The following is a 20,635-nucleotide window of genomic DNA, read 5'->3' as shown; positions in this document are numbered from 1 at the left end:
CATGACTTACAAGTCAATGTTAGAGATAGTAAAGCCATATAGATAAAGGAGACTTTACATGAACGAACAACAATTTATTGAGGCGCTAAAGGAGAAGGGTATCGAACTTTCTGAAAAGCAGATTGCTCAATTTAAAAAATACTTTGAGTTACTTGTTGAGTGGAATGAAAAGATGAATTTAACTGCTATTACCGATGTAGAAGGTGTTTATTTAAAACACTTTTATGATTCGATTAGTCCCTCTTTCTATTTTGATTTTTCAAAGGTGACGACAGTTTGTGATGTTGGAGCAGGAGCTGGTTTCCCAAGTATTCCAATTAAAATCTGTTTCCCGCATTTACACGTAACAATTGTGGATTCATTAAATAAAAGAATTACATTTTTAAATCATTTAAGTGATGAATTACAATTAGAGAATATGCATTTTGTACACGCACGTGCAGAGGAATTTGCTCAAAATGCGAAATATCGTGAGCAATTTGACGTTGTAACAGCCCGTGCAGTAGCCCGTTTATCGGTCTTATCGGAGTTATGTGTACCACTAGCAAAACAAGGTGGCTATTTTGTTGCTTTAAAAGCAGCAGCAGGTGCAGAAGAATTAAAAGACGCAAAAAAAGCATTGACTACATTAGGGGTTACTTTAAAAGAAGAATTTTCTTTCCAATTACCTGTTGAAGAAAGTGACCGCATTTTATATATCTTTGATAAAATAAAAGGAACACCCAAAAAATATCCGCGTAAACCAGGTGTACCAAATAAAACACCGATTCAATAATTAGTGTTTCATGTGAAACTTCTCAAAGTAGAAAATATTTTTTCTGTTTTGAGCATACATACTAGTTATGGATGGTTCACGCAAATGACATCTATGAACTATATACATTTTAGGAAATATAATAAATAATAATAGAATGACACAGAGCAAGATAGTTACTTAAAGGTGGTGCCACTTGGATGAAAAGTCCTTTTTCACGTTTTTTTGGAGGCGGGAATAAAACTGAGCCTATTGTGAAAAATGAAGTAGAACAAGCAGAGGCGGTTCATGCAGCAGAAGAGGTTATAAAGCTGCCTATTGATCAAATTGTGCCTAACCGTTTTCAGCCACGTACTATTTTTGATGATGAAAAAATTGAAGAATTATCAAGAACCATTCATACGCATGGTGTGATTCAGCCAATTGTTGTACGTAGAACATTAGAAAATCAATATGAAATCATTGCTGGTGAGCGTCGTTATCGAGCAATGAAAAAGCTACAATGGACAGAAGTTCCTGCCATTATAAGAAATTTAACTGATAAGGAAACAGCTTCTATCGCGTTAATCGAGAACCTGCAGCGTGAGGAGTTAACTGCAATTGAAGAAGCTGTCGCCTATCAAAAATTATTAGAGCTTCATGAGCTGACACAAGAAGCTCTAGCCCAACGACTTGGAAAAGGACAATCCACGGTAGCCAATAAATTACGTTTATTAAAGCTGCCTGAAGAAGTGCAGCAAGCTATTTTGAAGCGTGAAATTTCTGAACGACATGCACGTGCATTAATTGCGATTAAAGATCAGCCATTACAGCTAGCAGTTTTACAGCAAACGATAGAAAATGATTGGAATGTTCGTCAGTTAGAAGAGCAGATTTATTCTTTATTACATCCAGAAGCAGAAGTTCAAGAAGAAGCGGAACCGAAGAAAGTAAAGCCGAAACGTAAGGCCATTAGTAAAGACGTACGCATTGCTTTAAATACGATTAAACAATCGTTATCTATGGTAACAAAGAGCGGTATAACAGTTAAGACTGAAGAAGAAGATACAGAGGAATATTATCAAATCACAGTGAAAATACCTAAAAAGAAAAAGTCGTAAGTCGTGATTGAAGTTATATTAGAAAAATAAAGAATTGACTTTTATGGCATCACCAATAGTTGGGGATGCCATTTGTAAAACGTAAGCCATGTATATAAGGTGATTTCCGTTCCGGCTGGACGCCCCCAGTCGGAACGGAAATCAAACCTACGTTATGATGATAAACCACTTTTATATCTCTGTAAAAAGGAGGTATCTCAGAAATATTTCTGAGATACCTCCTTTTTTTGCATATATTCTTAATATTTTATACAACTCTGTTGTGTTTTTTTGATAGAATGAAAGTAAGATAGCGGTATTGAACAGTGATTTTACAAATGGATTTGTCAAAGCGAACTTTGATAAATGAAAGCAGGTGCTTTTAAATGGGTAGAATTATAGCAATCGCCAATCAAAAGGGTGGCGTAGGAAAAACAACGACATCGGTCAATTTGAGCGCTTGTCTAGCATATTTAGGGAAGAAAGTACTCTTAATCGATACTGATCCACAGGGAAATACAACAAGTGGACTTGGTGTTAATAAAGGAGATCTTCAAGGCTGTATTTATGATGTGTTAATTGATGATGAAAACGTTGAAAATGTCATTCAACAAACAAATGTCGAAAACTTAGCAATTGTTCCAGCAACCATTTCACTAGCCGGAGCAGAAATTGAATTAGTTTCGACAATTTCAAGAGAAGTACGTTTAAAGCATGCACTTCAAGATGTAAAAGAAGACTATGATTATATTATTATTGATTGCCCGCCTTCGTTAGGGCTTTTAACAATTAATGCTTTAACTGCATCGGATGCACTTATTATTCCTGTACAATGCGAATATTACGCTTTAGAGGGGCTAAGTCAGTTGTTATCAACCGTCCGTTTAGTGCAGAAGCATTTAAATCAGCAATTATACATTGATGGTGTATTATTGACGATGCTCGATGCACGAACGAACCTAGGCTTACAAGTTATTGATGAAGTAAAAAAATATTTCCAAGATAAAGTATACAAAACAATTATTCCTCGTAATGTGCGATTAAGTGAGGCTCCAAGTCATGGACAGCCAATTATCATTTATGACGCAAAATCAAGAGGTGCAGAAGTTTATTTAGAGATGGCGAGGGAAGTGATTAAAAATGGCTAAAGGTTTAGGAAAAGGCATTGGTGCACTATTTCCTGGAGAGTCTTTAGAACAAAGTGGGCAAGTGGAAGAAATACAATTAGAGCTTATCGTCGCAAACCCATTTCAGCCTCGTAAAATTTTTGATGAAGAAACTTTACAAGAATTAGCAGACTCTATACAGGAACATGGCATTTTACAGCCAATTGCTGTACGTAAAAAAGGACGGAAATATGAAATCGTTGCTGGGGAACGCCGTTATAGAGCAACTCAATTAACTGGGTTAGAGGTTATTCCAGCCATTATAAAAGAGCTATCAGATACGCAAATGATGGAACTAGCTATTTTAGAAAATCTACAACGTGAAGATTTGACAGTTATTGAAGAGGCTGAGGCATATCAAAGCCTAATGGAAAACTTACATTTAACACAGGAGGAGCTATCCAAACGATTAGGAAAGAGTAGACCACATATTGCCAATCATGTTCGTTTACTAGCATTACCAGAAGATGTTCGTGCGTTCATGAACGATGGCACACTATCGATGGGACAAGGACGAGCCTTACTTGGATTAAAAAATAAAAGAAGAATATCTGAAATAGCAAATAAGGTTATTAAACAAGGTTTAAATGTGCGTCAAGTTGAAATGTTAGTACAAAACTTAAATGAAGAAGTTTCACGTGAAACAAATCAACCGAAGAAAAAGGATATATTTGTTGCAGCTAAGGAAACACAATTACGTGATTATTTTGGAACAAATGTCCAAATTAGGAAAGCTAACAATAAAGGGAAAATTGAAATTGAATTTTACTCTGAAGATGATTTAGAACGCATTTTAGAAATACTAAATTTAGAGGAAGAGTAAGAGAAATTTCGATAACGTAATCAGAGCGCCGGGCTACAAGGCGCTCTCTATTTTTCTAGAGAGAAGGAAGGTTGGGACGTGGTATTACTAGGTGCATTAATTAACGCTTTGCTCATTATGGCTGGTGCATTAGTAGGGCGCATTTTTAAAAATATTCCTGAATCGATGAAGTCCACTGTATTATCGATCATCGGTTTAGCAGTTGCACTTTTAGGGATTAAAATGGGCTTTGAAAGTGATAATTTTATTATTTTAATGATAAGTTTAGTAGTAGGTACAGTAATTGGTGAGTGGCTAGATTTAGATAAGCAAATGAATAGACTTGGAAAATGGGTAGAATCTTTATTTAGTAAAAATCGTACTGATAATAATCAAATTGGCATAGCAGAAGGTTTTGTATCGGCCTCTTTAATATTTGTAGTTGGCTCTATGGGCGTCATTGGCGCACTCGATAGTGGTCTGCGTAATGATCATAATGTACTTATTACGAAAGGGTTAATCGATGGATTTATATCGATAATATTAACATCTACATTAGGTATTGGCGTGCTATTATCTGCGGTGCCTGTATTCGTCTATCAAGGATTAATTGCACTTTCTGCAGGTGTTATCAGCTCTTTTATACCAGATGCTGCACTACAAATGTTTATTCAAGAAATGACTGCTGTAGGCGGTGTTATGATTTTTGCCATTGGTCTAAATATAGCAGGCTTAACTAAGATCAAGGCTGCCAACTTGTTGCCAAGTCTCATCGTTGTCGGTATTGTGGTTGCTATCTTCTATATTTTTCAGTGAATAACGATGTGCAGCAAGCAATAACGCTCTTGAAAGCTTTTCTGCCATTGCATAGGAAATATGAAGTCTTGTATTTTGTAAAACAAGCATTTCCATAAAGCCTCCAACATTGACTATTCCTTTAATGGAAATATCGCCGATGGGAGGTAATTCTTTTTTTACAGCTTTTCCTGGAAAAATAGGTCCATTCTGTACAGAAATATGTCCAACGTTTTGTTCACTTCCAAGACATGCATCAATCGCAATGATGAAAGGTTTTATAGTATGATTGTGTAGCTGTTGCATAGTAGTGTCTAAATTAAGAGCATGCAAAGGATTGTCTAAAGAGCCTACAATTTCATATGGAAAACTAACTGACTTTTTTAGGAAGCTTCCTGTTAATGGCCCAAGTGTATCACCTGTACAACGATCACTTCCAATACAACAGAAAATAAGGCGTTCATGATGAAACGGTATATGTTCTAAAAATAATGTACTTAACTGCCAAACGATATTTTTACTTTCATGATGAAGAGAATAAGGGAGTAACAATTTTGGTATAGTATTCATAAAAAAACTCACTTTCCTTTTTATTTGTAAGAAGTGCTCGATTTTTATGCAGTATACGCAAATTTTTAGCAAGTTATTCAAGAGGTGGTAATAATGGATTGGTTTAGTGAAAAGGTATTAAGTAACTTATGGGATAAGCTGATGTCAGAGAAGCTTTGGGAAACGATAATAACTGCTTCAATTAAGATAACGGTTATTTTGATCGCATCGTGGCTAGCTGTCCGATTAGGTAAAAAATTTATTAAAAAAGTGTTTTTAATGCGAATGCGTTCACCATTAGACCATTCAGAACGTCGACAAACAACAATTTCAAGATTATTACAAAGTGTCATTTCCTATGCTGTTTATTTTTCGGCAATCATTGCTATTCTCGCTATCTTAGAGATTAGGATAGCTGGATTATTAGCTGGAGCAGGGATTGTCGGTTTAGCAATCGGTTTTGGTGCGCAGAGTTTAGTGAAGGATGTCATTACTGGATTTTTTATTATTTTTGAAGATCAATTTGGTGTTGGCGATTATATAAAAATAAATGCAGCTGAAGGAACTGTTGTAGAGATAGGTTTACGTACAACAAAGATTAATGGTTCTACAGGGGAGCAGTTTATTATTCCGAATGGTTCGATTGGTGATGTTGTCAATTACTCTGTCAACAACTCTAAAATTTATATAGATTTACAAATGGCGACCGATGCTAATTTTGAAAGAGCTGAATCTATTATTAAAAAGTATTTAGATACTTTACCTAAAATTCATAAAGAACTTGTAACAGTACCAGTTTTTTTAGGTGTACAGAATGTCAAAGGCACAGAGGTAACGATTCGTATAGCCGCAGAGACATTACCACAACAGCAATATGGAGTGGCACGTACTATTCGTCGTGATGTTACAAAACTCTTTGAAGAAAATAATATTCCGATGGCTCATCCGAAAATGATGTTCTATGGTGGTGTTAATGGAAATGAAGAGGGGAGAAGTGAGTAATATGGAAGCGAAGAAATTTGGTTTAAACGATATTGTGGAAATGAAAAAGCAGCACCCATGTGGCACAAATAAGTGGAAAATTATTCGGATGGGGGCGGATGTACGCATTAAATGCGAAGGCTGTCAGCATAGTGTCATGATTCCACGTCGCGAATTTGAGAAAAAAATGAAAAAGGTTTTAATTTCTACAAGTGAAGACTAGCCTCGATGTGTATTAGACTTTTTATGAGTGAATCAATATAATAGATAGGGTTATACAGTGATTCATCAGTGAGGACTTTTTGTAACCTCACAGTATCCGTTAGTACGAGAAATAAGAGCAAATTTGAACAGATCATAGAAAGGTTGTGTCCATTCATGGCATTAACAGCTGGAATCGTTGGTTTACCTAACGTAGGAAAATCAACATTATTTAACGCAATTACAAAAGCGGGCGCATTGGCTGCAAACTATCCATTCGCAACAATCGATCCGAACGTCGGTATTGTTGAAGTACCAGACGCACGTTTAGATAAATTAACAGAATTAGTAATACCTAAAAAAACAGTACCAACAGCATTTGAGTTTACGGATATTGCTGGAATCGTAAAAGGCGCTTCAAAAGGCGAAGGTTTAGGGAACAAATTCCTTGCTCATATTCGTGAAGTAGATGCAATTTGCCAGGTAGTACGTTGCTTTGTAGATGAAAATATTACGCACGTATCAGGTGCAGTTGATCCGATTGACGATATTGAGGTCATTAACTTAGAGCTTGCACTTGCTGATTTAGAATCTGTTGATAAGCGATTACAACGTGTTAGCAAAATGGCAAAGCAAAAAGACAAAGAAGCGATGATCGAAGAACCAGTTCTGATGAAAATTAAAGAACAATTAGAAAACGGTAGACCAGCACGCGCTGCAGAGCTTTCAGAGGACGAGCTAAAGGTTATTAAAGGACTTCATCTTTTAACGATTAAACCAATGCTTTATGTAGCAAACGTTTCAGAAGATGAAGTAGCTGACGCAGATAATAATGAATATGTGCAAAAGGTACGTGAGTATGCAGCTGCTGAAGGAGCTCAAGTTATCACAATTTGTGCAAAAATCGAAGAAGAAATTTCTGAGCTCGATGATGAAGAAAAAACGATGTTCTTAGAAGAGCTAGGTATTAAAGAATCTGGATTAGATCAATTAATCCGTACTTCATATGATTTACTAGGACTAGCAACTTACTTCACTGCTGGGGTACAAGAGGTACGTGCATGGACATTCCGTAAAGGTATGAAGGCGCCACAATGTGCTGGAATCATTCACACAGACTTCGAGCGTGGATTTATTCGTGCAGAAACAGTTGCTTTCGATGATTTAGTAGAGGCTGGTTCTCAAGCTGCTGCTAAGGAAGCTGGTAAAGTACGTCTTGAAGGTAAAGAGTATGTTGCGCAAGACGGCGATATTATGTTATTCCGTTTCAATGTATAAAAAACGTGCAAGGGCAATCATAAAAAAAGATTGCCCTTTTTTTAACGATGCAGTTATCTGAATTTTCAAATCCGAAAGGGGAGGTACAGTTTGAACATATTACAAATAAAAGAGCACGGTTTAGAAATTGAGCAACTAGGTAGATTGCCAAAAGATGTATTGGAGCTTATTTATGAGCACCAATTGTTTAAGCTGTTCACAACAAAGGAATTAGGCGGTAAGGATTTAGATTTATTAGAGGGCATTAAGGTATTCCAGCAGATGTCTGCACTTGATGGCAACTTTGGCTGGCTTGTCACAATAGGTACAGGTGGTAACGCATTTATTCCAACATTAAACCAAGAAATTTGTGAAAAAATATATTCACCAAGAAATGCAGTAATAGCAGGCAGTGGTTATCCTACAGGCACAGCAGTAAAAATGGATGGAGGCTATCGTGTAACAGGCCAGTGGAAGTATTGTAGTGGAGCAGATTATGCTACAACCTTTACGATGAATTGCTTTATTGAGCATGAAGGTGTTAGAACAGATGAAATAATTAGTTGCTCAGTAGATCGTGACCAAGTAGAGGTTCTTGATGATTGGCGAGCAATGGGCTTAAAAGCGACAGCTAGTCATACGATTCGTGTGCAGAATGCTTGGGTACCCCGAGAGGCAACGTTCCAATTGGGCACAATGAAAAATAAGTATGGAAGTGCAGTACATAGTTTTCCGTTTGGAGCATTTGCGGAAGCTTCATTTTTAAGTGTTTGTCTTGGTATAACAGAAGATTTCTTAGAAGAGACGTCTATTTTAGTGAAGCAAAGAAACTATGATCCAAGCCGTGCTGAACGTATGGGTGCAATACAATTTATACTGATGCAGCAACAGAAGCACTTTAGACAGCTTGAGGAGCAATTTTATGCTATGTTAAATGAATACTGGCAAAAACATAAAGAAGGTCATGAGTTCACTGCAGAAGAACTACAACAATTTTCACGAATGAGTAAGGACAATGCAGATGCTTGTGTAGATATTGTCAATAACTTAATACGTAGACTCGGTATGGATGCAATTACGGAAACATCTCCGATTAATCGTATTTGGAGAAATTTATATACAGCTGCACAGCATGTTTTTTTAACTCCTTTCTGATTCCGGACGCAATTATGCCGAGGCATAATTGATTGCCATAAATTTGTGTTCAAATAAAATCTGCTTGGAGCCAAGCAGATTCTATATGTAAAGTGTCTTATCCAAGTTATTTCTTTTCCTCAGGCATATATACATAAAGCTTAGGTAAATGAGGATCATCCTGTACTAATGCATTTTTTGGATATTTGCGCAACTCTTTATACATGGCAAAATCACCTACTGCCCCAGCTATTAGAAAAGCGCCTACTAATACTAAAACAGTATTGTTAAAGTAAAAACCTGCGATTGTCGGAAGGACGCCAGTTGTCCAGAATGGAAGTAATAAAGCTTTTTTCATTGCATGGTTTGGTAATGGTTGTTCAGTTGTTGCGTACGCTATGCCAAGCTCTAAATTAAGGCCATATTTTAATGATTTAAAGGGCGCGCCTCCAAAGGCCATAAAACCAATTAAATGAAAGGCTTCATGTAAGACAATGAAAACAATATACAGGATGGCAAAAAGTATGGACCCACTAATCATAGTCCAAAATGAAAAATCAAAATCTTTAAAGCAAATATATTGGATAGCTACAAATAATATGACAAGACCACTTGTGACAACAATATTGTCCATCATGAGCTTTTTTATATCCAACTCTATTACGATTGGTTCTTTATCTGGTAGCATGAAGATCCTCCTTTCATGAATCAATTATATTTATTATATAGAATGAATTGTTTGTTTGCGACTTGAAAGACATGTACCTATATGTTACAATTCATTGATGTGAGTAATAATTATTACTTGCTCCTTGCTCCCTGTATACAGGAGAGCCTAAGTCCATAAGGAGGTGTAAACAGATGAGAAAATACGAATTAATGTACATCGTACGTCCGAACATTGAAGACGAAGCGAAGAAAGCTTTAGTTGAACGTTTCAACGAAGTCTTAACTTCTAACGGTGCAGAAGTCATCGAATCAAAAGAGTGGGGCAAACGCCGCTTAGCTTATGAAATTCAAGACTTCCGCGAAGGTTTCTACCAAATCGTGAAAGTAAACGCTCCTTCAGAAGCAATTAACGAATATACACGTCTTGCTAACATTAGCGAAGATATCATTCGCCACATTGCAGTTCGCGAAGAAGCATAATCATTTATTTTTAACAAAATGCTGAAAAGGAGGTTGCATTTCTGATGATTAACCGTGTCGTATTAGTTGGAAGACTAACAAAAGATCCTGAGCTACGCTATACACCGAATGGGGTTGCGTCTACACGATTTACAGTTGCTGTGAATCGAACATTCTCAAACCAACAAGGTGAACGCGAAGCTGATTTCATTAGCTGTGTTGCTTGGCGCAAACAGGCTGAAAACCTAGCGAACTTCATGCGAAAAGGAAGTTTAATTGGAGTGGAAGGTCGCATTCAAACAGGTAGCTATGAAGGACAAGATGGTAAGCGAGTATACACAACAGATGTAGTGGCAGATAGCGTACAGTTTTTAGAACCTCGTAGTGGTAGCGGTGCTCCTGCATCTCCTCAATACGGTGGACAGACTTACGGTAATAACCAACCGTCATATGGCGGTGGTCAACCACAACAACAGTTTGGTGGTGCTATGCCAGGGCAGGGTTCATTTGGCGGCGATTCTTATCAGCAAAATCAACCACCTGTGAATCAGCCGAACTATACACGTGTAGATGAGGATCCATTTGCTAATAGCAAAGGACCGATAGAAGTATCTGAGGACGATTTACCGTTCTAATACTTCTAAAATAAAAAATGATAAGGAGGAGACATACTATGGCACCACGTCGCGGAGGCCGCAAACGCCGTAAAGTTTGCTACTTCACTTCAAACAATATTACGCATATCGACTACAAAGATGTAGATCTTTTAAAGAAATTCATCTCTGAGCGCGGTAAAATTTTACCACGTCGCGTAACTGGCACAAGTGCAAAGTACCAACGTAAATTAACTTCAGCTATCAAAGTATCTCGTATCATGGGATTACTTCCATTCGTAGCAGAAGACAAATAAGACATAAATAAAAGCACAACAAGGTTTAATAAACTCTTGTTGTGCTTTTTTTATTTATATAAATGAAATTGTTGCAAAAGTGAAGATTACTTAATTAGATATTTGGTATAATTATTGTAAAAAAAATCTAAATAATTTAATAAATAGTTGCTGATCAAATACCTAATCTTTATTCAATTTATGGGGGGATATTATGAAAGTTGAGAAAACATTTTCATCTTTTGTATTAGTTGATTCTAATCTGAAGATTATTAAGTTAGTTCTTTTAAAGAAATAACGTCTTTTTTCGCTAATGTTTTTCATTTTCACATTCATTCATTTGTTCATATACGTGAGTTTTCGCTTTTCTTCTATATAAATATGCTAAATTATTGAATATATAGTAAATAAGCCACGATTTATGGAAAATTCTATATTTATATAAATATAGAATAATATATAAAAATTGACTTAATTATACATATTGGGTAAGCTTTAGTCGTGTCCTAGCAAGAAACAATATAAAAAATGGGTTGGCTTTAAATTGACTTTAAAAATTAGCAAAGAAAAATTATCCATAATTTCACTTTTAATTTTATCTATCTCGATTATTTTTTCAGCACAAGCATTCGCATCATCCTCTACTGCGACCAAACCACTTAAAGAACGTAGTAAAGAAGGTAGTATATTTTATGCTGTGGGCGGATATGCAGAACTTAGAGCAGATATATTAGGTGGAACGGGCAATGGGGAAAGTATTTTAAAGCAATCCATAGCATGGTACCCAGATCCTGAATTGTATTCGGTTAACGTTAATTCGCAAAATAAGCCAGCAGCTAATACTCATTATCATTTAAATAATAGCGATGGGTATTATGTAGTTGCTAAAGGTGATTTAACACTTAACCTCAAAGCAACTTTAAAAGAATAACTTCCAGTAGCTTACACGATCAAACTTACTAGTTAAAAGTTTAATAATTTTGCTAGGACACTTTATCTATTAGTCGTCAGTTAGGAGGGTAACCAATGTTACATTGTATAAAATACGACTTATATCATTTTTTTAGACAACCCAAATGGTCTATATTATTTATTACATCTATTATTGTTAGTATTGTTTTACCAAAAAATAATTTAACGAGTTTTTCGATTTTACCATTAATGGTTTATTTTGTTATGACAATTAATCTACTATTTTTATTTTACGGTGCTGAAGAAGCCCGGACAGAAAAAAAGAATTTCATCATAGAACAATTCAAGCAACTACCTCTTTATAATCAGATGAGTATAAATAAACTAATTATATGGGGTTTTATTACTTTTGGATATTACGCAATTTTTTACACTACTTTACTAGTTTATATTCATTACAATTCAACTGAACAGTTAACATTTTATTTATTTAAAACCACGTTACTCTATACGTTCTTTATGTGGTTTTTACCATTTTATTTTTCAATAATTATTGGTTATATCGTATTTACATTCATCCCGAATATTTTTAGTTATATTTTCATGATTTTTATTTGGTTTTTAATTATGCCTTATAATTCTATGTTAGGTTTTATTCCACCATCTGTTGGGGCATGGTTAATAAACGGAGATCCTAACATTACTTCTATACCCTCTTTTTTCCCGTTAGAAAATATGCATATAAATAATGGTATATATGTGCAGCGTATTTTTATGTTATTAATTTTAATTACTACATTTATACTTTTAAGATTTAGAGTAACAAAAGTTGTTAAAGGTGGACTTTTTCTACTATTAACAGCAAGTGTTTTCATTCCGTTTATCTCTCCCTTTGTTCCGCAGATTATTAATGAGCAACATTTTTCTTTAAGTGGAAAAGATTTTGAAATATCTAATTTTAAAAATAAGAATGCCTATTCTTATAATCTGGATAATTATTCATTTGTTATTGACCATCATAAAAATAGACAAGAACTAAGCTATGAGGTGAAATTTGAAATTTTTTCTGATTTCAATGAAGTTCATTTAGCGCTGTGGGATGATTTTAAAATACAAAAAGTTCTTTTTAATGCGGAAGAAATTAACTTTGAACATAAAAATAATATTGTGACAATATCGCTACCTAAATCAACCGGGGAACTAACTTTTTTAGTAGAAACAAAAGAATACTTATCTGTTGGTCCTACTACTTTTGAGTTAATTGGGACAACTCCTTGGTATCCAATGAATCCACTAGAGGCAGCAAATCCTCTTAATGAAAGTAGAAAAGAACACTACAATATAAAATTCAAAAATAATGATAAAGTTATTAGTAATTTATCACTTGATAATACCGGGGATTGGAAAGGTTACATGTACGGTCCAACGTTATTAAAAGGGGAGTTCATAACAGAAAATAAAAGTACGTATCCGTTTTTCAAAAATACAGATGAAATTATTTTAAATAAACAGCGTGTTCAATCGGAAATCGACAAGATTAATAAAAAGTTATTAACAGAAGTTACTATGACATGTCAAAATTATTATACTCTAACAACCTATCCTGCTTTTAGTGCTAATCCAGATGAATGTTACTTTTTTGAAGATGAAAATCTTGTACAAGATAGTGCAATTTTAAATCAGCTATTTTTGAATGTAGGAGAAACAAGTTTATTCGAAGCTGTATATTTCGATATGATAACGCATGAATCTTGGATCAATTTTTTAAAAAATAAATATGACCCAGATCAAATTAATAAACTATTAACTTATTATCCAAAACTATCAAAAGAAGAAAAAAACCATTTAATTATAGAATGGTATCAGCAAACAAAGGGAGTTTTATCATTACAACAAATGGTGGAAGATTTGGAGGCTAATAATGCTAATCGTTAATGACATTTCAAAAAAAGTTAAAAATCATGATATTTTAAAAGAAACCTCTTTCAACCTAAATAATGGTGTGGTTGGATTGTTGGGTCCTAATGGCGCTGGAAAGACAACCTTATTACGTATTTTATCCACATATTTTGAACCAACAACCGGAACAATTTCATTAGGTAATTTAAATTGGGACAAAAACAAAGAAGAAATTCGAAAACATATTGGCTATATGCCACAACATATCGGACTTTTTCCGCATTTGAAGATTATTGAATATCTACAATATATCGGGATATTAAGGGGGATGGCATTAGAGCAAATAAAAGAACTTGCCTTAAAAACATTAATCGAAGTTAACTTGGAAGACAAAGCAAATATTAAAATAAAGAATCTTTCAGGCGGTATGAAACAGCGAGTTGGAATTGCTCAAGCTATTATGCATAATCCACAATTGTTAATTGTGGATGAACCAACTGCTGGCTTAGATCCAGAAGAACGTATTCGATTTAGAAATTTATTAAAACGAATTGCTCAAGAACGAATTGTTCTATTTTCAACTCACATTACTGAAGATATTGTGATGACTTGTGACGAGGTATTACTTATGAATAAGGGGACGGTTATGAAGTATTCTCATGTGCAAGATGTTGTCAGTATTGCGAATCAACTTGTTTGGACAGTTACTGTTGATTCAACTGCTTATAACTCCATGCTTATGAAAAAAGAATTCTTTATTAGTAATATTACGGAGGAACCTAGTTCGAATCAAATAACGTTACGAATTATTCATAATGAACAACCACATCCGCTAGCAGTTCAAATACATCCTACATTGGAGGAAGGTTATATGGTTTGGTTACAAAAGAGCTAACATATCTTATTTATATAATAAAAGTATATTGGGCGTTTTTTCTAATACCTATACTTACCTTATTATTTATCCTTCTTGAGTTTCAATTGGGTATGAACGAGATGGGAGAAGGAACAATTGTTTTATTGTTATTTCCACTATCAATATTACCAATAGTAGCTTTATTTAGTCATATAGGTTCACTGGAACAAAAAGAACTTCTCATAACGTTGCCTCTTTCTCATTGGCAGACTGGGATGATTCGGCCTTTAATATTAAGTGTTCTTGTTGGTTTAGCTTTTACTCTTCTTGTCAGTGAGTATATTAATAATGCATTTTTCTTAAGTGCTTTTACATCTATATTATTTTATTTTGCAATTGCTTCTTTTTCCATTTCATTTTTCAAACACTCAGGTCTAGGGGTACTTTTTTCTTTATTTTATTTGACATTTGGAATGTTTACTACAGGTATGGGACAAGGTCCGTTTTATTTGTCTCAATGGTATCGGCCAAAAGCCTTTACCGAAGTAAATGATTTCATAGGGTGGCAATTAATTGCTGTAATAATTCTTTACTTAGGTTCTGTATTTTTAATAAAATATCGAAGTAAGTTTAATATTAATTATTAAATAATTCTATTCGTAACGAAGTTAGGTTTCCGGCATGGAAAGTAACAAATGAATATTTAGAATGAAAGAAATACTTAGTTTTAATTAGACTAAGTATTTTACTTAAATCAACCGCACCTATGTGTTGCCACATACTATCCACGCAAGTTGAACTGATTGAATCATGGAAACGTTTAAAAGCATTTTTAATTTGTAACCCAATAAGCCTTAGCATAATTTCCTTTTATTCCATTGGCCACTTGTTGTTGTTTAGCAGATAAAGAACCTTTAAAAATTGGTATTAGTTTATTATAGGGTTGTATTTGCCATAAATTAATTATCAATATTTGGTAAAATATGTTTATATCGTGAATGTAAATATTCAAGGCCTTCTTCATCATTCTGTATTTCAAGTTCTAACTGTTTTTGCAGAAATTGATGTTTACCCCGAACTTCTTGGATTACTTGGTTCCATTCTTTAACCCATACTTCTACATTATCAGAATTATATATTAAGCCGAACTCTCGATCGGATTGTTTCATTTCCCTTTGGGCATGGCTGTTTAATTTGATACCAAGTAAAATGAATTTCCACTTTGTCTTTTGTTTATCAAAATGAGGATCATCATCGATAGCAAATGCATAGGATTTTATTTGTGAAAGTTCCTTTTCTCCAATGACACATGATGGCCTCTTAAGTTCAATTACTAGATTCTCATAGTGATCAGGCTCACCATGTAAGTCCTATGTCAGGTATATCATCTAAACCTTCTATTTTTTTGAAGTCTATTTCTGCTGCTACTTCTTTTCTATCTAGTATATTTTCCACGAACTGAAAATCGAGTGAAACGTAAATTAGCCTTCAAGAATCCAAAAACCAGTTCCACGTCAATTTTGCGTTGATGATAAATGGTACTCGTTTTTTCTTCTGAAAGCTTTCTTTTCACATATTCTTTTTGTTGTCCCACTTCTCATTCACCATTAACTTACGATTATTTCCTTCTTTATACATCTATAAAAATTATTTGAAAAATAGAAAATAATTTTTTAATTAAATCTATCTCAAAATCAACCCACATATATTTCTTTTTTTAAAAAATGTGTGGGGTTTCTTATTACAAAATTCTAAGTTTCTTCTATTATATTTATACTAGATTACACATGATTTGTAGTTTGGAAGTTTTAAACATTGAAGATACAAAGATTATACACAGTGTGGTAGACATAATTGCCGTTCTAATACTTCTAAATTAAAAAATGATAAGGAGGAGACATACTATGGCACCACGTCGCGGAGGCCGCAAACGCCGTAAAGTTTGCTACTTCACTTCAAACAATATTACGCATATCGACTACAAAGATGTAGATCTTTTAAAGAAATTCATCTCTGAGCGCGGTAAAATTTTACCACGTCGCGTAACTGGCACAAGTGCAAAGTACCAACGTAAATTAACTTCAGCTATCAAAGTATCTCGTATCATGGGATTACTTCCATTCGTAGCAGAAGACAAATAATATATTTAAAGGCACAACAAGGTTTAATCGCTTTGATTGTGCTTTTTTTATTTGTAAAAATGGAGTTGCTAAAGAAGGATAATCTTGTAACTTGGAAGATGAAAATGGATATCCTTATTTCGGTAATATGGTTGATTTTATCTCAGTAATTGCTCTATATATTACCATTTGCTATTAGTATAAGAATTTATTACACTTTTAAGAGACATGAATAAAGAAAAATGAAATGTTAGAGATTGAGAAACAAAATGCTATCGTATTTCTGAAACGTATGGTGAGAGGAACAATCGACTAAGGACATTTTTAAAAACAAAACGGCTTATAATCATTTCGATTAAAAGCCTTTTTTCATGTATTAGTAACTGTCGAAAGCGTCATTAGCGCTAAGTACCAACGTAACTAGCAGAAGACAAATAAGATTGATGTCGCCAAGGTGTTGACCATACTTATATCGAGTGTGCTTGTCGTTGAAATATAATAATAATTGGAGCGTTTCAATATATTTAAAGAAGAACCTAATCAGGGAATGAATTTGATATGCTTTTTCGGTAAAAAATCTCCTATATAGTTATGTATTTTATGCTTTAGTCATTGGTTCTACAAAATTAATGGCAAAGCATTCAGTTGTTCTTAGCGTTTTTTGTTCAATAACCTGAAAAAATGGTACAATAAAGGTCAGTAAGTTTGACTGAAAAAAGGAAGGTTTTCAATGCCGAATAATCAAACAAAGGCGCTTGTACAAGGCTCAATGATGGTTGCAATCTTTACAATTCTAATGCTTATTTCTGCATACGTACCACTCATTTCTATCGTAAGTCTACTATTTGCTCCACTACCGATTGCTTGGTATAGCGCAAATTACAAGCGTTCCGCATCAATATTTGTAGCAGTAGTAGGATGTATCTTAACCACTTTAATGAGTGGCATAATTATGTTACCATTTGCCTTGATTTTGGCATTACTTGGTGTCGTTATAGGAAGTGCAATTAATCTAAAGAAAAGCAAACTTTACCTATTCATGTCATCAGGGGTTGCTGTTCTTCTGTCAATGGCAATTGTCTATGTAGCCTATGTTCAATTTGCTGGTATCAATATCATTAGCATGAGCATGGAGCTGTTCCGCGAAAGTTATGAGCAATCAAATGAACTTGCAAAAACTATGACAGGTCAAGAAGCATTTCAGCCAGAGCTAATTGATGCCCTGCTAAAAACAATTGAGCTGACAATACCTGCAACGGTAACGATCTCTGCATTTATGACAGCATTTATAATCATAACGTTAAATTTACCTGTATTAAAACGTCTTGGTTTAGACGTACCGAAATTTGCACCGTTCCAACAAATGCGTCTACCACGATCTATTTTATGGTATTACATGATTGTTTTATCCATTAACTTATTTATGCGTCCAGAATCTGGATCTACATTAGATATTATTGTTTTAAATGTTTCTTATGTTTTATGGATGTTATTAATCCTGCAGGGGATTTCCTTTATCCATTACTTTATTTCTAAAAAAGGAATGCCAAATGCCGTAAAATGGATAGCTACTTTGTTAGCCTTACCACTATCATCCTTTATGATATTGCTGGGCATCGTAGATTTAGGTTTCGACGTACGTTCACTTGTGAAGGGGAAAACTAAAGAATAAGGGGCTGATGTAATGGGGACTTTTAGAAAACGACCAATCCGCTATCCGCTTTTTGTTCTTTCCATTTTTGGCATTGTGACGTTCGGGCTCCTATGTATTTGGAATATCGGGATAGGTATTGGTTATGGAGTAGGTTTTGTTCTATTAATGGTCTATACGTGGAAAGTAGAACAGATTACTTTTGAAGAAACAGAAAAGCACATTGAATCCATCTCCTTCCGCATGAAAAAAGTAGGGGAAGAGGCATTGCTGGAAATGCCAATTGGGATTTTACTTGTAAATGAACAATATGAAATAGAATGGTCGAATCCATATATGCAAAGTGTTTTAAATATGGAAAATTTAGTAGGTGAAGGAATCGTTAATATATCTGATGACATCTACGTTCTAATGAAGACCGAAGAGACAAACGAAGATACGATTACGCTCCGTGATCGTAAATATCGAGTTTATTATAAAAAAGAAGAGAATTTGCTATATTTCTTTGATATCACTGAGCAAATCGCTATTGAAAAACAATACTATGCAGATCGTACAGTCATTGCGATTTTATTTGTTGATAACTATGACGAAATTACGCAAGCGATGGATGATCAGCCACGTAGTTTAACGAATACGATGGTGACATCAATTGTTAATGATTGGGCGGCTGAGCAAGGGATATTTGTGAAACGAATATCATCCGATCGTTTTTTAGCTGTCTTAAACGAATCCATTTTAATGGAACTTGAAAAGAAAAAATTTGCTATCTTAGATACAATTCGAGAAAAAACAGCACAAAAAAATATGTCATTAACATTAAGTATTGGTGTTGGTGCAGGTTCATCTTCATTAGTGGAACTTGGTGAACTAGCACAATCAAGTCTTGATCTCGTTTTAGGTCGTGGTGGTGATCAGGTTGCTATCAAGCAGCCTACAGGAAAACTAAAATTCTATGGTGGGAAAACGAATCCTGTTGAGAAACGTACGCGCGTTAGAGCACGTGTTATTTCCCATGCATTACGTGATTTAATTCAGGATAGTGACCAAGTGTTTGTTATGGGACATAAAAACCCTGATATGGACTCTATCGGTGCCTCTGTTGGTGTACGTAAAATGGCACAAATGAATGATGTAAAGGGCTATGTCATCATAAATTTCGACGAATTAAACGGCAGTGTAACACGTTTAATGAATGAAATTGAGAATAAATCGGATTTCTATGAAAATTTCATAACACCAGAGGAAGCTGCGACAAGAATGACAGAAAAGTCATTGCTCGTTATTGTCGATACACATAAACCGAATTTAGTCATCGATTCACACCTATTGAAGCTAGCTGAAAAAGTGGTAGTAATTGATCACCATCGTAGAAGTGAGGATTTTATAGGAAATCCAACGCTTGTTTATATGGAGCCATATGCCTCGTCCACAGCTGAACTTGTGACGGAGTTACTCGAGTATCAACCAAAACGTGCGAAGATTAATATGCTAGAGGCTACTGCATTACTGGCGGGAATTATTGTAGATACGAAGAGTTTTACACTGCGTACAGGAGCCCGTACATTTGAAGCAGCTTCTTATTTACGGACGAATGGTGCCGATACAGTGTTAGTACAGCGATTACTAAAAGAAGATGTAGCTACGTATATCGAGCGTTCTAAAATAGTGCAAACTGTTAAGTTCGTGAAGCCGGGGATTGCTATTGCTGCAGGTGAGGAATCGAAAGTGTATGATTCTGTACTAATTGCGCAAACAGCAGACATTTTACTAACAATGAAGGATGTTGGTGCTTCCTTTGTCATTGCGCATCGTTCAGATGGCAAAATCGGCATAAGTGCAAGATCACTTGGCGAGGTCAACGTACAGCTTGTTATGGAAAAGCTAGGCGGCGGCGGACATTTAACTAATGCAGCTTGCCAAATCGAAGCAAATTCCATTGCTGGAGTAAAAAAATATCTAGAAGAGGCCATAAATGAGGTACTCGAAGGGAGTTCGGAATCATGAAAGTAGTATTTTTAAAAGATGTTAAAGGAAAAGGGAAAAAAGGAGAAGTTAAAAATGTAGCAGACGGCTATGCACAAAACTTCTTAATTAAAAATGGCTATGCTGCTGAAGCAAATGCACAAGCATTAAGTCAATTAGAAGGTCAAAAGAATTTAGAAGCTAAAAATGCTGCTGCAGAATTAGCAGAAGCGGAAGCATTAAAAGAAAAATTAGAAGCTTTAACGGTAGAATTAAAAGCAAAATCAGGTGAAGGTGGTCGCCTATTTGGTTCAGTATCTACAAAGCAAATTGCCGATGCGCTTCAAAAAACGCATGGCATAAAAATTGATAAACGTAAAATGACTTTAAGTGATGGAATTCGTGCGCTAGGCTTTACAAATGTACCTGTAAAACTACACCATGAAGTATCTGCTACTTTAAAAGTTCATGTAACGGAAGAATAAGGGGCGACAATC

At 34.8% G+C, this 20,635-nt stretch carries 23 protein-coding genes and 1 pseudogene; 20 read left to right on the top strand and 4 right to left on the bottom strand.

Translation table 11 applies throughout. From position 1 onward, the window contains the following. Window positions 1–58: 58 nt before the first annotated feature. From rsmG to FJQ98_RS26450, 5 genes are all read left to right on the top strand, one after another. Window positions 59–775 carry a 16S rRNA (guanine(527)-N(7))-methyltransferase RsmG gene (rsmG, locus tag FJQ98_RS26470; protein WP_053595900.1) on the top strand — a complete coding sequence of 239 codons (717 nt, stop codon included), beginning with the start codon at window positions 59–61 and terminating at the stop codon, window positions 773–775. Between the two features lie 179 nt (window positions 776–954). Further along, the gene (noc, locus tag FJQ98_RS26465; protein WP_053595901.1) at window positions 955–1,854 is read left to right on the top strand and encodes a nucleoid occlusion protein; all 900 of its coding nucleotides are present in this window, start codon (window positions 955–957) and stop codon (window positions 1,852–1,854) included. Between the two features lie 365 nt (window positions 1,855–2,219). After that, window positions 2,220–2,981 (top strand): ParA family protein, encoded by a 762-nt coding sequence (locus FJQ98_RS26460; RefSeq protein WP_053595902.1) that lies wholly within the window; start codon window positions 2,220–2,222, stop codon window positions 2,979–2,981. Beyond that, a complete protein-coding gene (locus tag FJQ98_RS26455; protein WP_053595903.1) occupies window positions 2,974–3,822 on the top strand; it encodes a ParB/RepB/Spo0J family partition protein in 849 nt (282 codons plus the stop codon). Before FJQ98_RS26460 ends, FJQ98_RS26455 begins: the two co-directional genes overlap by 8 nt. Window positions 3,823–3,900: 78 nt before the next feature. Further along, on the top strand, window positions 3,901–4,617 hold the full coding sequence (locus FJQ98_RS26450) for a DUF554 domain-containing protein (RefSeq protein WP_053595904.1): 717 nt from the start codon (window positions 3,901–3,903) through the stop codon (window positions 4,615–4,617). On the opposite strand, the gene yyaC is transcribed toward FJQ98_RS26450, so the two are convergent. Then, entirely contained in the window at window positions 4,534–5,166 is a 633-nt protein-coding gene (gene yyaC / locus FJQ98_RS26445) for a spore protease YyaC (protein ID WP_075807294.1), read from the bottom strand. The two genes, FJQ98_RS26450 and yyaC, sit on opposite strands and share 84 nt — an antisense overlap. Before the next feature lie 93 nt (window positions 5,167–5,259). Here yyaC and FJQ98_RS26440 point away from each other — a divergent pair, with 93 nt between their 5' ends. The 4 genes from FJQ98_RS26440 to FJQ98_RS26425 all read left to right on the top strand — a co-directional run bounded on the left by FJQ98_RS26440 (window position 5,260) and on the right by FJQ98_RS26425 (window position 8,739). Then, complete coding sequence (locus FJQ98_RS26440; protein ID WP_082340225.1) at window positions 5,260–6,147, top strand: mechanosensitive ion channel family protein; 888 nt, start codon at window positions 5,260–5,262, stop codon at window positions 6,145–6,147. Between the two features lies 1 nt (window position 6,148). Next, the gene (locus FJQ98_RS26435; protein WP_053595906.1) at window positions 6,149–6,349 is read left to right on the top strand and encodes a DUF951 domain-containing protein; all 201 of its coding nucleotides are present in this window, start codon (window positions 6,149–6,151) and stop codon (window positions 6,347–6,349) included. A gap of 155 nt (window positions 6,350–6,504) precedes the next feature. Next, window positions 6,505–7,605 (top strand): redox-regulated ATPase YchF, encoded by a 1,101-nt coding sequence (gene ychF / locus FJQ98_RS26430; protein WP_053595907.1) that lies wholly within the window; start codon window positions 6,505–6,507, stop codon window positions 7,603–7,605. A 90-nt stretch (window positions 7,606–7,695) separates the two neighbouring features. After that, entirely contained in the window at window positions 7,696–8,739 is a 1,044-nt protein-coding gene (locus FJQ98_RS26425) for an acyl-CoA dehydrogenase family protein (RefSeq protein ID WP_053595908.1), read from the top strand. Window positions 8,740–8,845: 106 nt separating this feature from the next. Here the strand turns inward: FJQ98_RS26425 and FJQ98_RS26420 are convergent, their stop codons facing one another. Further along, window positions 8,846–9,406, bottom strand: coding sequence for a DUF3267 domain-containing protein (locus FJQ98_RS26420; protein ID WP_053595909.1), 561 nt, complete (start codon window positions 9,404–9,406; stop codon window positions 8,846–8,848). Between the two features lie 173 nt (window positions 9,407–9,579). Between FJQ98_RS26420 and rpsF the strand changes: the two genes are divergently transcribed. The 7 genes from rpsF to FJQ98_RS26385 all read left to right on the top strand — a co-directional run bounded on the left by rpsF (window position 9,580) and on the right by FJQ98_RS26385 (window position 15,049). Beyond that, complete coding sequence (rpsF, locus tag FJQ98_RS26415; protein ID WP_053595910.1) at window positions 9,580–9,867, top strand: 30S ribosomal protein S6; 288 nt, start codon at window positions 9,580–9,582, stop codon at window positions 9,865–9,867. Between the two features lie 44 nt (window positions 9,868–9,911). Further along, complete coding sequence (gene ssb, locus FJQ98_RS26410) at window positions 9,912–10,481, top strand: single-stranded DNA-binding protein (protein ID WP_053595911.1); 570 nt, start codon at window positions 9,912–9,914, stop codon at window positions 10,479–10,481. A gap of 38 nt (window positions 10,482–10,519) precedes the next feature. Continuing rightward, entirely contained in the window at window positions 10,520–10,756 is a 237-nt protein-coding gene (gene rpsR / locus FJQ98_RS26405; protein ID WP_004233359.1) for a 30S ribosomal protein S18, read from the top strand. Between the two features lie 523 nt (window positions 10,757–11,279). Then, a complete protein-coding gene (locus FJQ98_RS26400; protein WP_053595912.1) occupies window positions 11,280–11,666 on the top strand; it encodes a hypothetical protein in 387 nt (128 codons plus the stop codon). A gap of 95 nt (window positions 11,667–11,761) precedes the next feature. Further along, window positions 11,762–13,582, top strand: a complete 1,821-nt coding sequence (locus FJQ98_RS26395; RefSeq protein ID WP_053595913.1) for an ABC transporter permease — start codon at window positions 11,762–11,764, stop codon at window positions 13,580–13,582. Further along, window positions 13,569–14,441: an ATP-binding cassette domain-containing protein gene (locus FJQ98_RS26390; RefSeq protein ID WP_053595914.1), complete on the top strand. Its 873-nt coding sequence runs from the start codon at window positions 13,569–13,571 to the stop codon at window positions 14,439–14,441. The genes FJQ98_RS26395 and FJQ98_RS26390 overlap by 14 nt, the downstream gene beginning before the upstream one ends. Then, window positions 14,423–15,049, top strand: a complete 627-nt coding sequence (locus FJQ98_RS26385; protein WP_053595915.1) for a hypothetical protein — start codon at window positions 14,423–14,425, stop codon at window positions 15,047–15,049. The genes FJQ98_RS26390 and FJQ98_RS26385 overlap by 19 nt, the downstream gene beginning before the upstream one ends. Window positions 15,050–15,361: 312 nt before the next feature. On the opposite strand, the gene FJQ98_RS26380 is transcribed toward FJQ98_RS26385, so the two are convergent. After that, a complete protein-coding gene (locus FJQ98_RS26380; RefSeq protein WP_053595917.1) occupies window positions 15,362–15,571 on the bottom strand; it encodes a hypothetical protein in 210 nt (69 codons plus the stop codon). 278 nt (window positions 15,572–15,849) lie between these two features. Then, window positions 15,850–16,034: pseudogene (locus tag FJQ98_RS26375) on the bottom strand (transposase); the annotation flags it as partial. Between the two features lie 272 nt (window positions 16,035–16,306). Between FJQ98_RS26375 and rpsR (FJQ98_RS26370) the strand changes: the two are divergent. The 4 genes from rpsR (FJQ98_RS26370) (at window position 16,307) to rplI (ending at window position 20,623) form a co-directional block, all read left to right on the top strand. Continuing rightward, complete coding sequence (rpsR, locus tag FJQ98_RS26370) at window positions 16,307–16,543, top strand: 30S ribosomal protein S18 (RefSeq protein ID WP_004233359.1); 237 nt, start codon at window positions 16,307–16,309, stop codon at window positions 16,541–16,543. A gap of 709 nt (window positions 16,544–17,252) precedes the next feature. Next, window positions 17,253–18,194, top strand: a complete 942-nt coding sequence (locus tag FJQ98_RS26365; RefSeq protein WP_053595918.1) for a YybS family protein — start codon at window positions 17,253–17,255, stop codon at window positions 18,192–18,194. Between the two features lie 12 nt (window positions 18,195–18,206). Next, window positions 18,207–20,180 (top strand): DHH family phosphoesterase, encoded by a 1,974-nt coding sequence (locus tag FJQ98_RS26360; RefSeq protein ID WP_053595919.1) that lies wholly within the window; start codon window positions 18,207–18,209, stop codon window positions 20,178–20,180. Continuing rightward, window positions 20,177–20,623, top strand: a complete 447-nt coding sequence (gene rplI, locus FJQ98_RS26355) for a 50S ribosomal protein L9 (protein WP_053595920.1) — start codon at window positions 20,177–20,179, stop codon at window positions 20,621–20,623. The genes FJQ98_RS26360 and rplI overlap by 4 nt, the downstream gene beginning before the upstream one ends. Window positions 20,624–20,635 lie beyond the last annotated feature (12 nt).

Source organism: Lysinibacillus agricola (assembly GCF_016638705.1).
Taxonomy (GTDB): domain Bacteria; phylum Bacillota; class Bacilli; order Bacillales_A; family Planococcaceae; genus Lysinibacillus; species Lysinibacillus agricola.
This window is presented reverse-complemented; position numbering and strand designations above follow the sequence as displayed.

What these genes read in the sequence shown, in the direction of transcription:
- FJQ98_RS26365 (WP_053595918.1), top strand. Translation starts at nt 17,253, where the DNA reads ATGCCGAATAATCAAACAAAGGCGCTTGTACAAGGCTCAATGATGGTT.
- ssb (WP_053595911.1), top strand. Translation starts at nt 9,912, where the DNA reads ATGATTAACCGTGTCGTATTAGTTGGAAGACTAACAAAAGATCCTGAG.
- FJQ98_RS26460 (WP_053595902.1), top strand. Translation starts at nt 2,220, where the DNA reads ATGGGTAGAATTATAGCAATCGCCAATCAAAAGGGTGGCGTAGGAAAA.
- FJQ98_RS26435 (WP_053595906.1), top strand. Translation starts at nt 6,149, where the DNA reads ATGGAAGCGAAGAAATTTGGTTTAAACGATATTGTGGAAATGAAAAAG.
- FJQ98_RS26395 (WP_053595913.1), top strand. Translation starts at nt 11,762, where the DNA reads ATGTTACATTGTATAAAATACGACTTATATCATTTTTTTAGACAACCC.
- ychF (WP_053595907.1), top strand. Translation starts at nt 6,505, where the DNA reads ATGGCATTAACAGCTGGAATCGTTGGTTTACCTAACGTAGGAAAATCA.
- rpsR (WP_004233359.1), top strand. Translation starts at nt 16,307, where the DNA reads ATGGCACCACGTCGCGGAGGCCGCAAACGCCGTAAAGTTTGCTACTTC.
- FJQ98_RS26390 (WP_053595914.1), top strand. Translation starts at nt 13,569, where the DNA reads ATGCTAATCGTTAATGACATTTCAAAAAAAGTTAAAAATCATGATATT.
- FJQ98_RS26455 (WP_053595903.1), top strand. Translation starts at nt 2,974, where the DNA reads ATGGCTAAAGGTTTAGGAAAAGGCATTGGTGCACTATTTCCTGGAGAG.
- FJQ98_RS26360 (WP_053595919.1), top strand. Translation starts at nt 18,207, where the DNA reads ATGGGGACTTTTAGAAAACGACCAATCCGCTATCCGCTTTTTGTTCTT.
- rsmG (WP_053595900.1), top strand. Translation starts at nt 59, where the DNA reads ATGAACGAACAACAATTTATTGAGGCGCTAAAGGAGAAGGGTATCGAA.
- rplI (WP_053595920.1), top strand. Translation starts at nt 20,177, where the DNA reads ATGAAAGTAGTATTTTTAAAAGATGTTAAAGGAAAAGGGAAAAAAGGA.
- rpsR (WP_004233359.1), top strand. Translation starts at nt 10,520, where the DNA reads ATGGCACCACGTCGCGGAGGCCGCAAACGCCGTAAAGTTTGCTACTTC.
- FJQ98_RS26440 (WP_082340225.1), top strand. Translation starts at nt 5,260, where the DNA reads ATGGATTGGTTTAGTGAAAAGGTATTAAGTAACTTATGGGATAAGCTG.
- noc (WP_053595901.1), top strand. Translation starts at nt 955, where the DNA reads ATGAAAAGTCCTTTTTCACGTTTTTTTGGAGGCGGGAATAAAACTGAG.
- FJQ98_RS26420 (WP_053595909.1), bottom strand. Translation starts at nt 9,406, where the DNA reads ATGCTACCAGATAAAGAACCAATCGTAATAGAGTTGGATATAAAAAAG.
- yyaC (WP_075807294.1), bottom strand. Translation starts at nt 5,166, where the DNA reads ATGAATACTATACCAAAATTGTTACTCCCTTATTCTCTTCATCATGAA.
- FJQ98_RS26380 (WP_053595917.1), bottom strand. Translation starts at nt 15,571, where the DNA reads ATGAAACAATCCGATCGAGAGTTCGGCTTAATATATAATTCTGATAAT.
- rpsF (WP_053595910.1), top strand. Translation starts at nt 9,580, where the DNA reads ATGAGAAAATACGAATTAATGTACATCGTACGTCCGAACATTGAAGAC.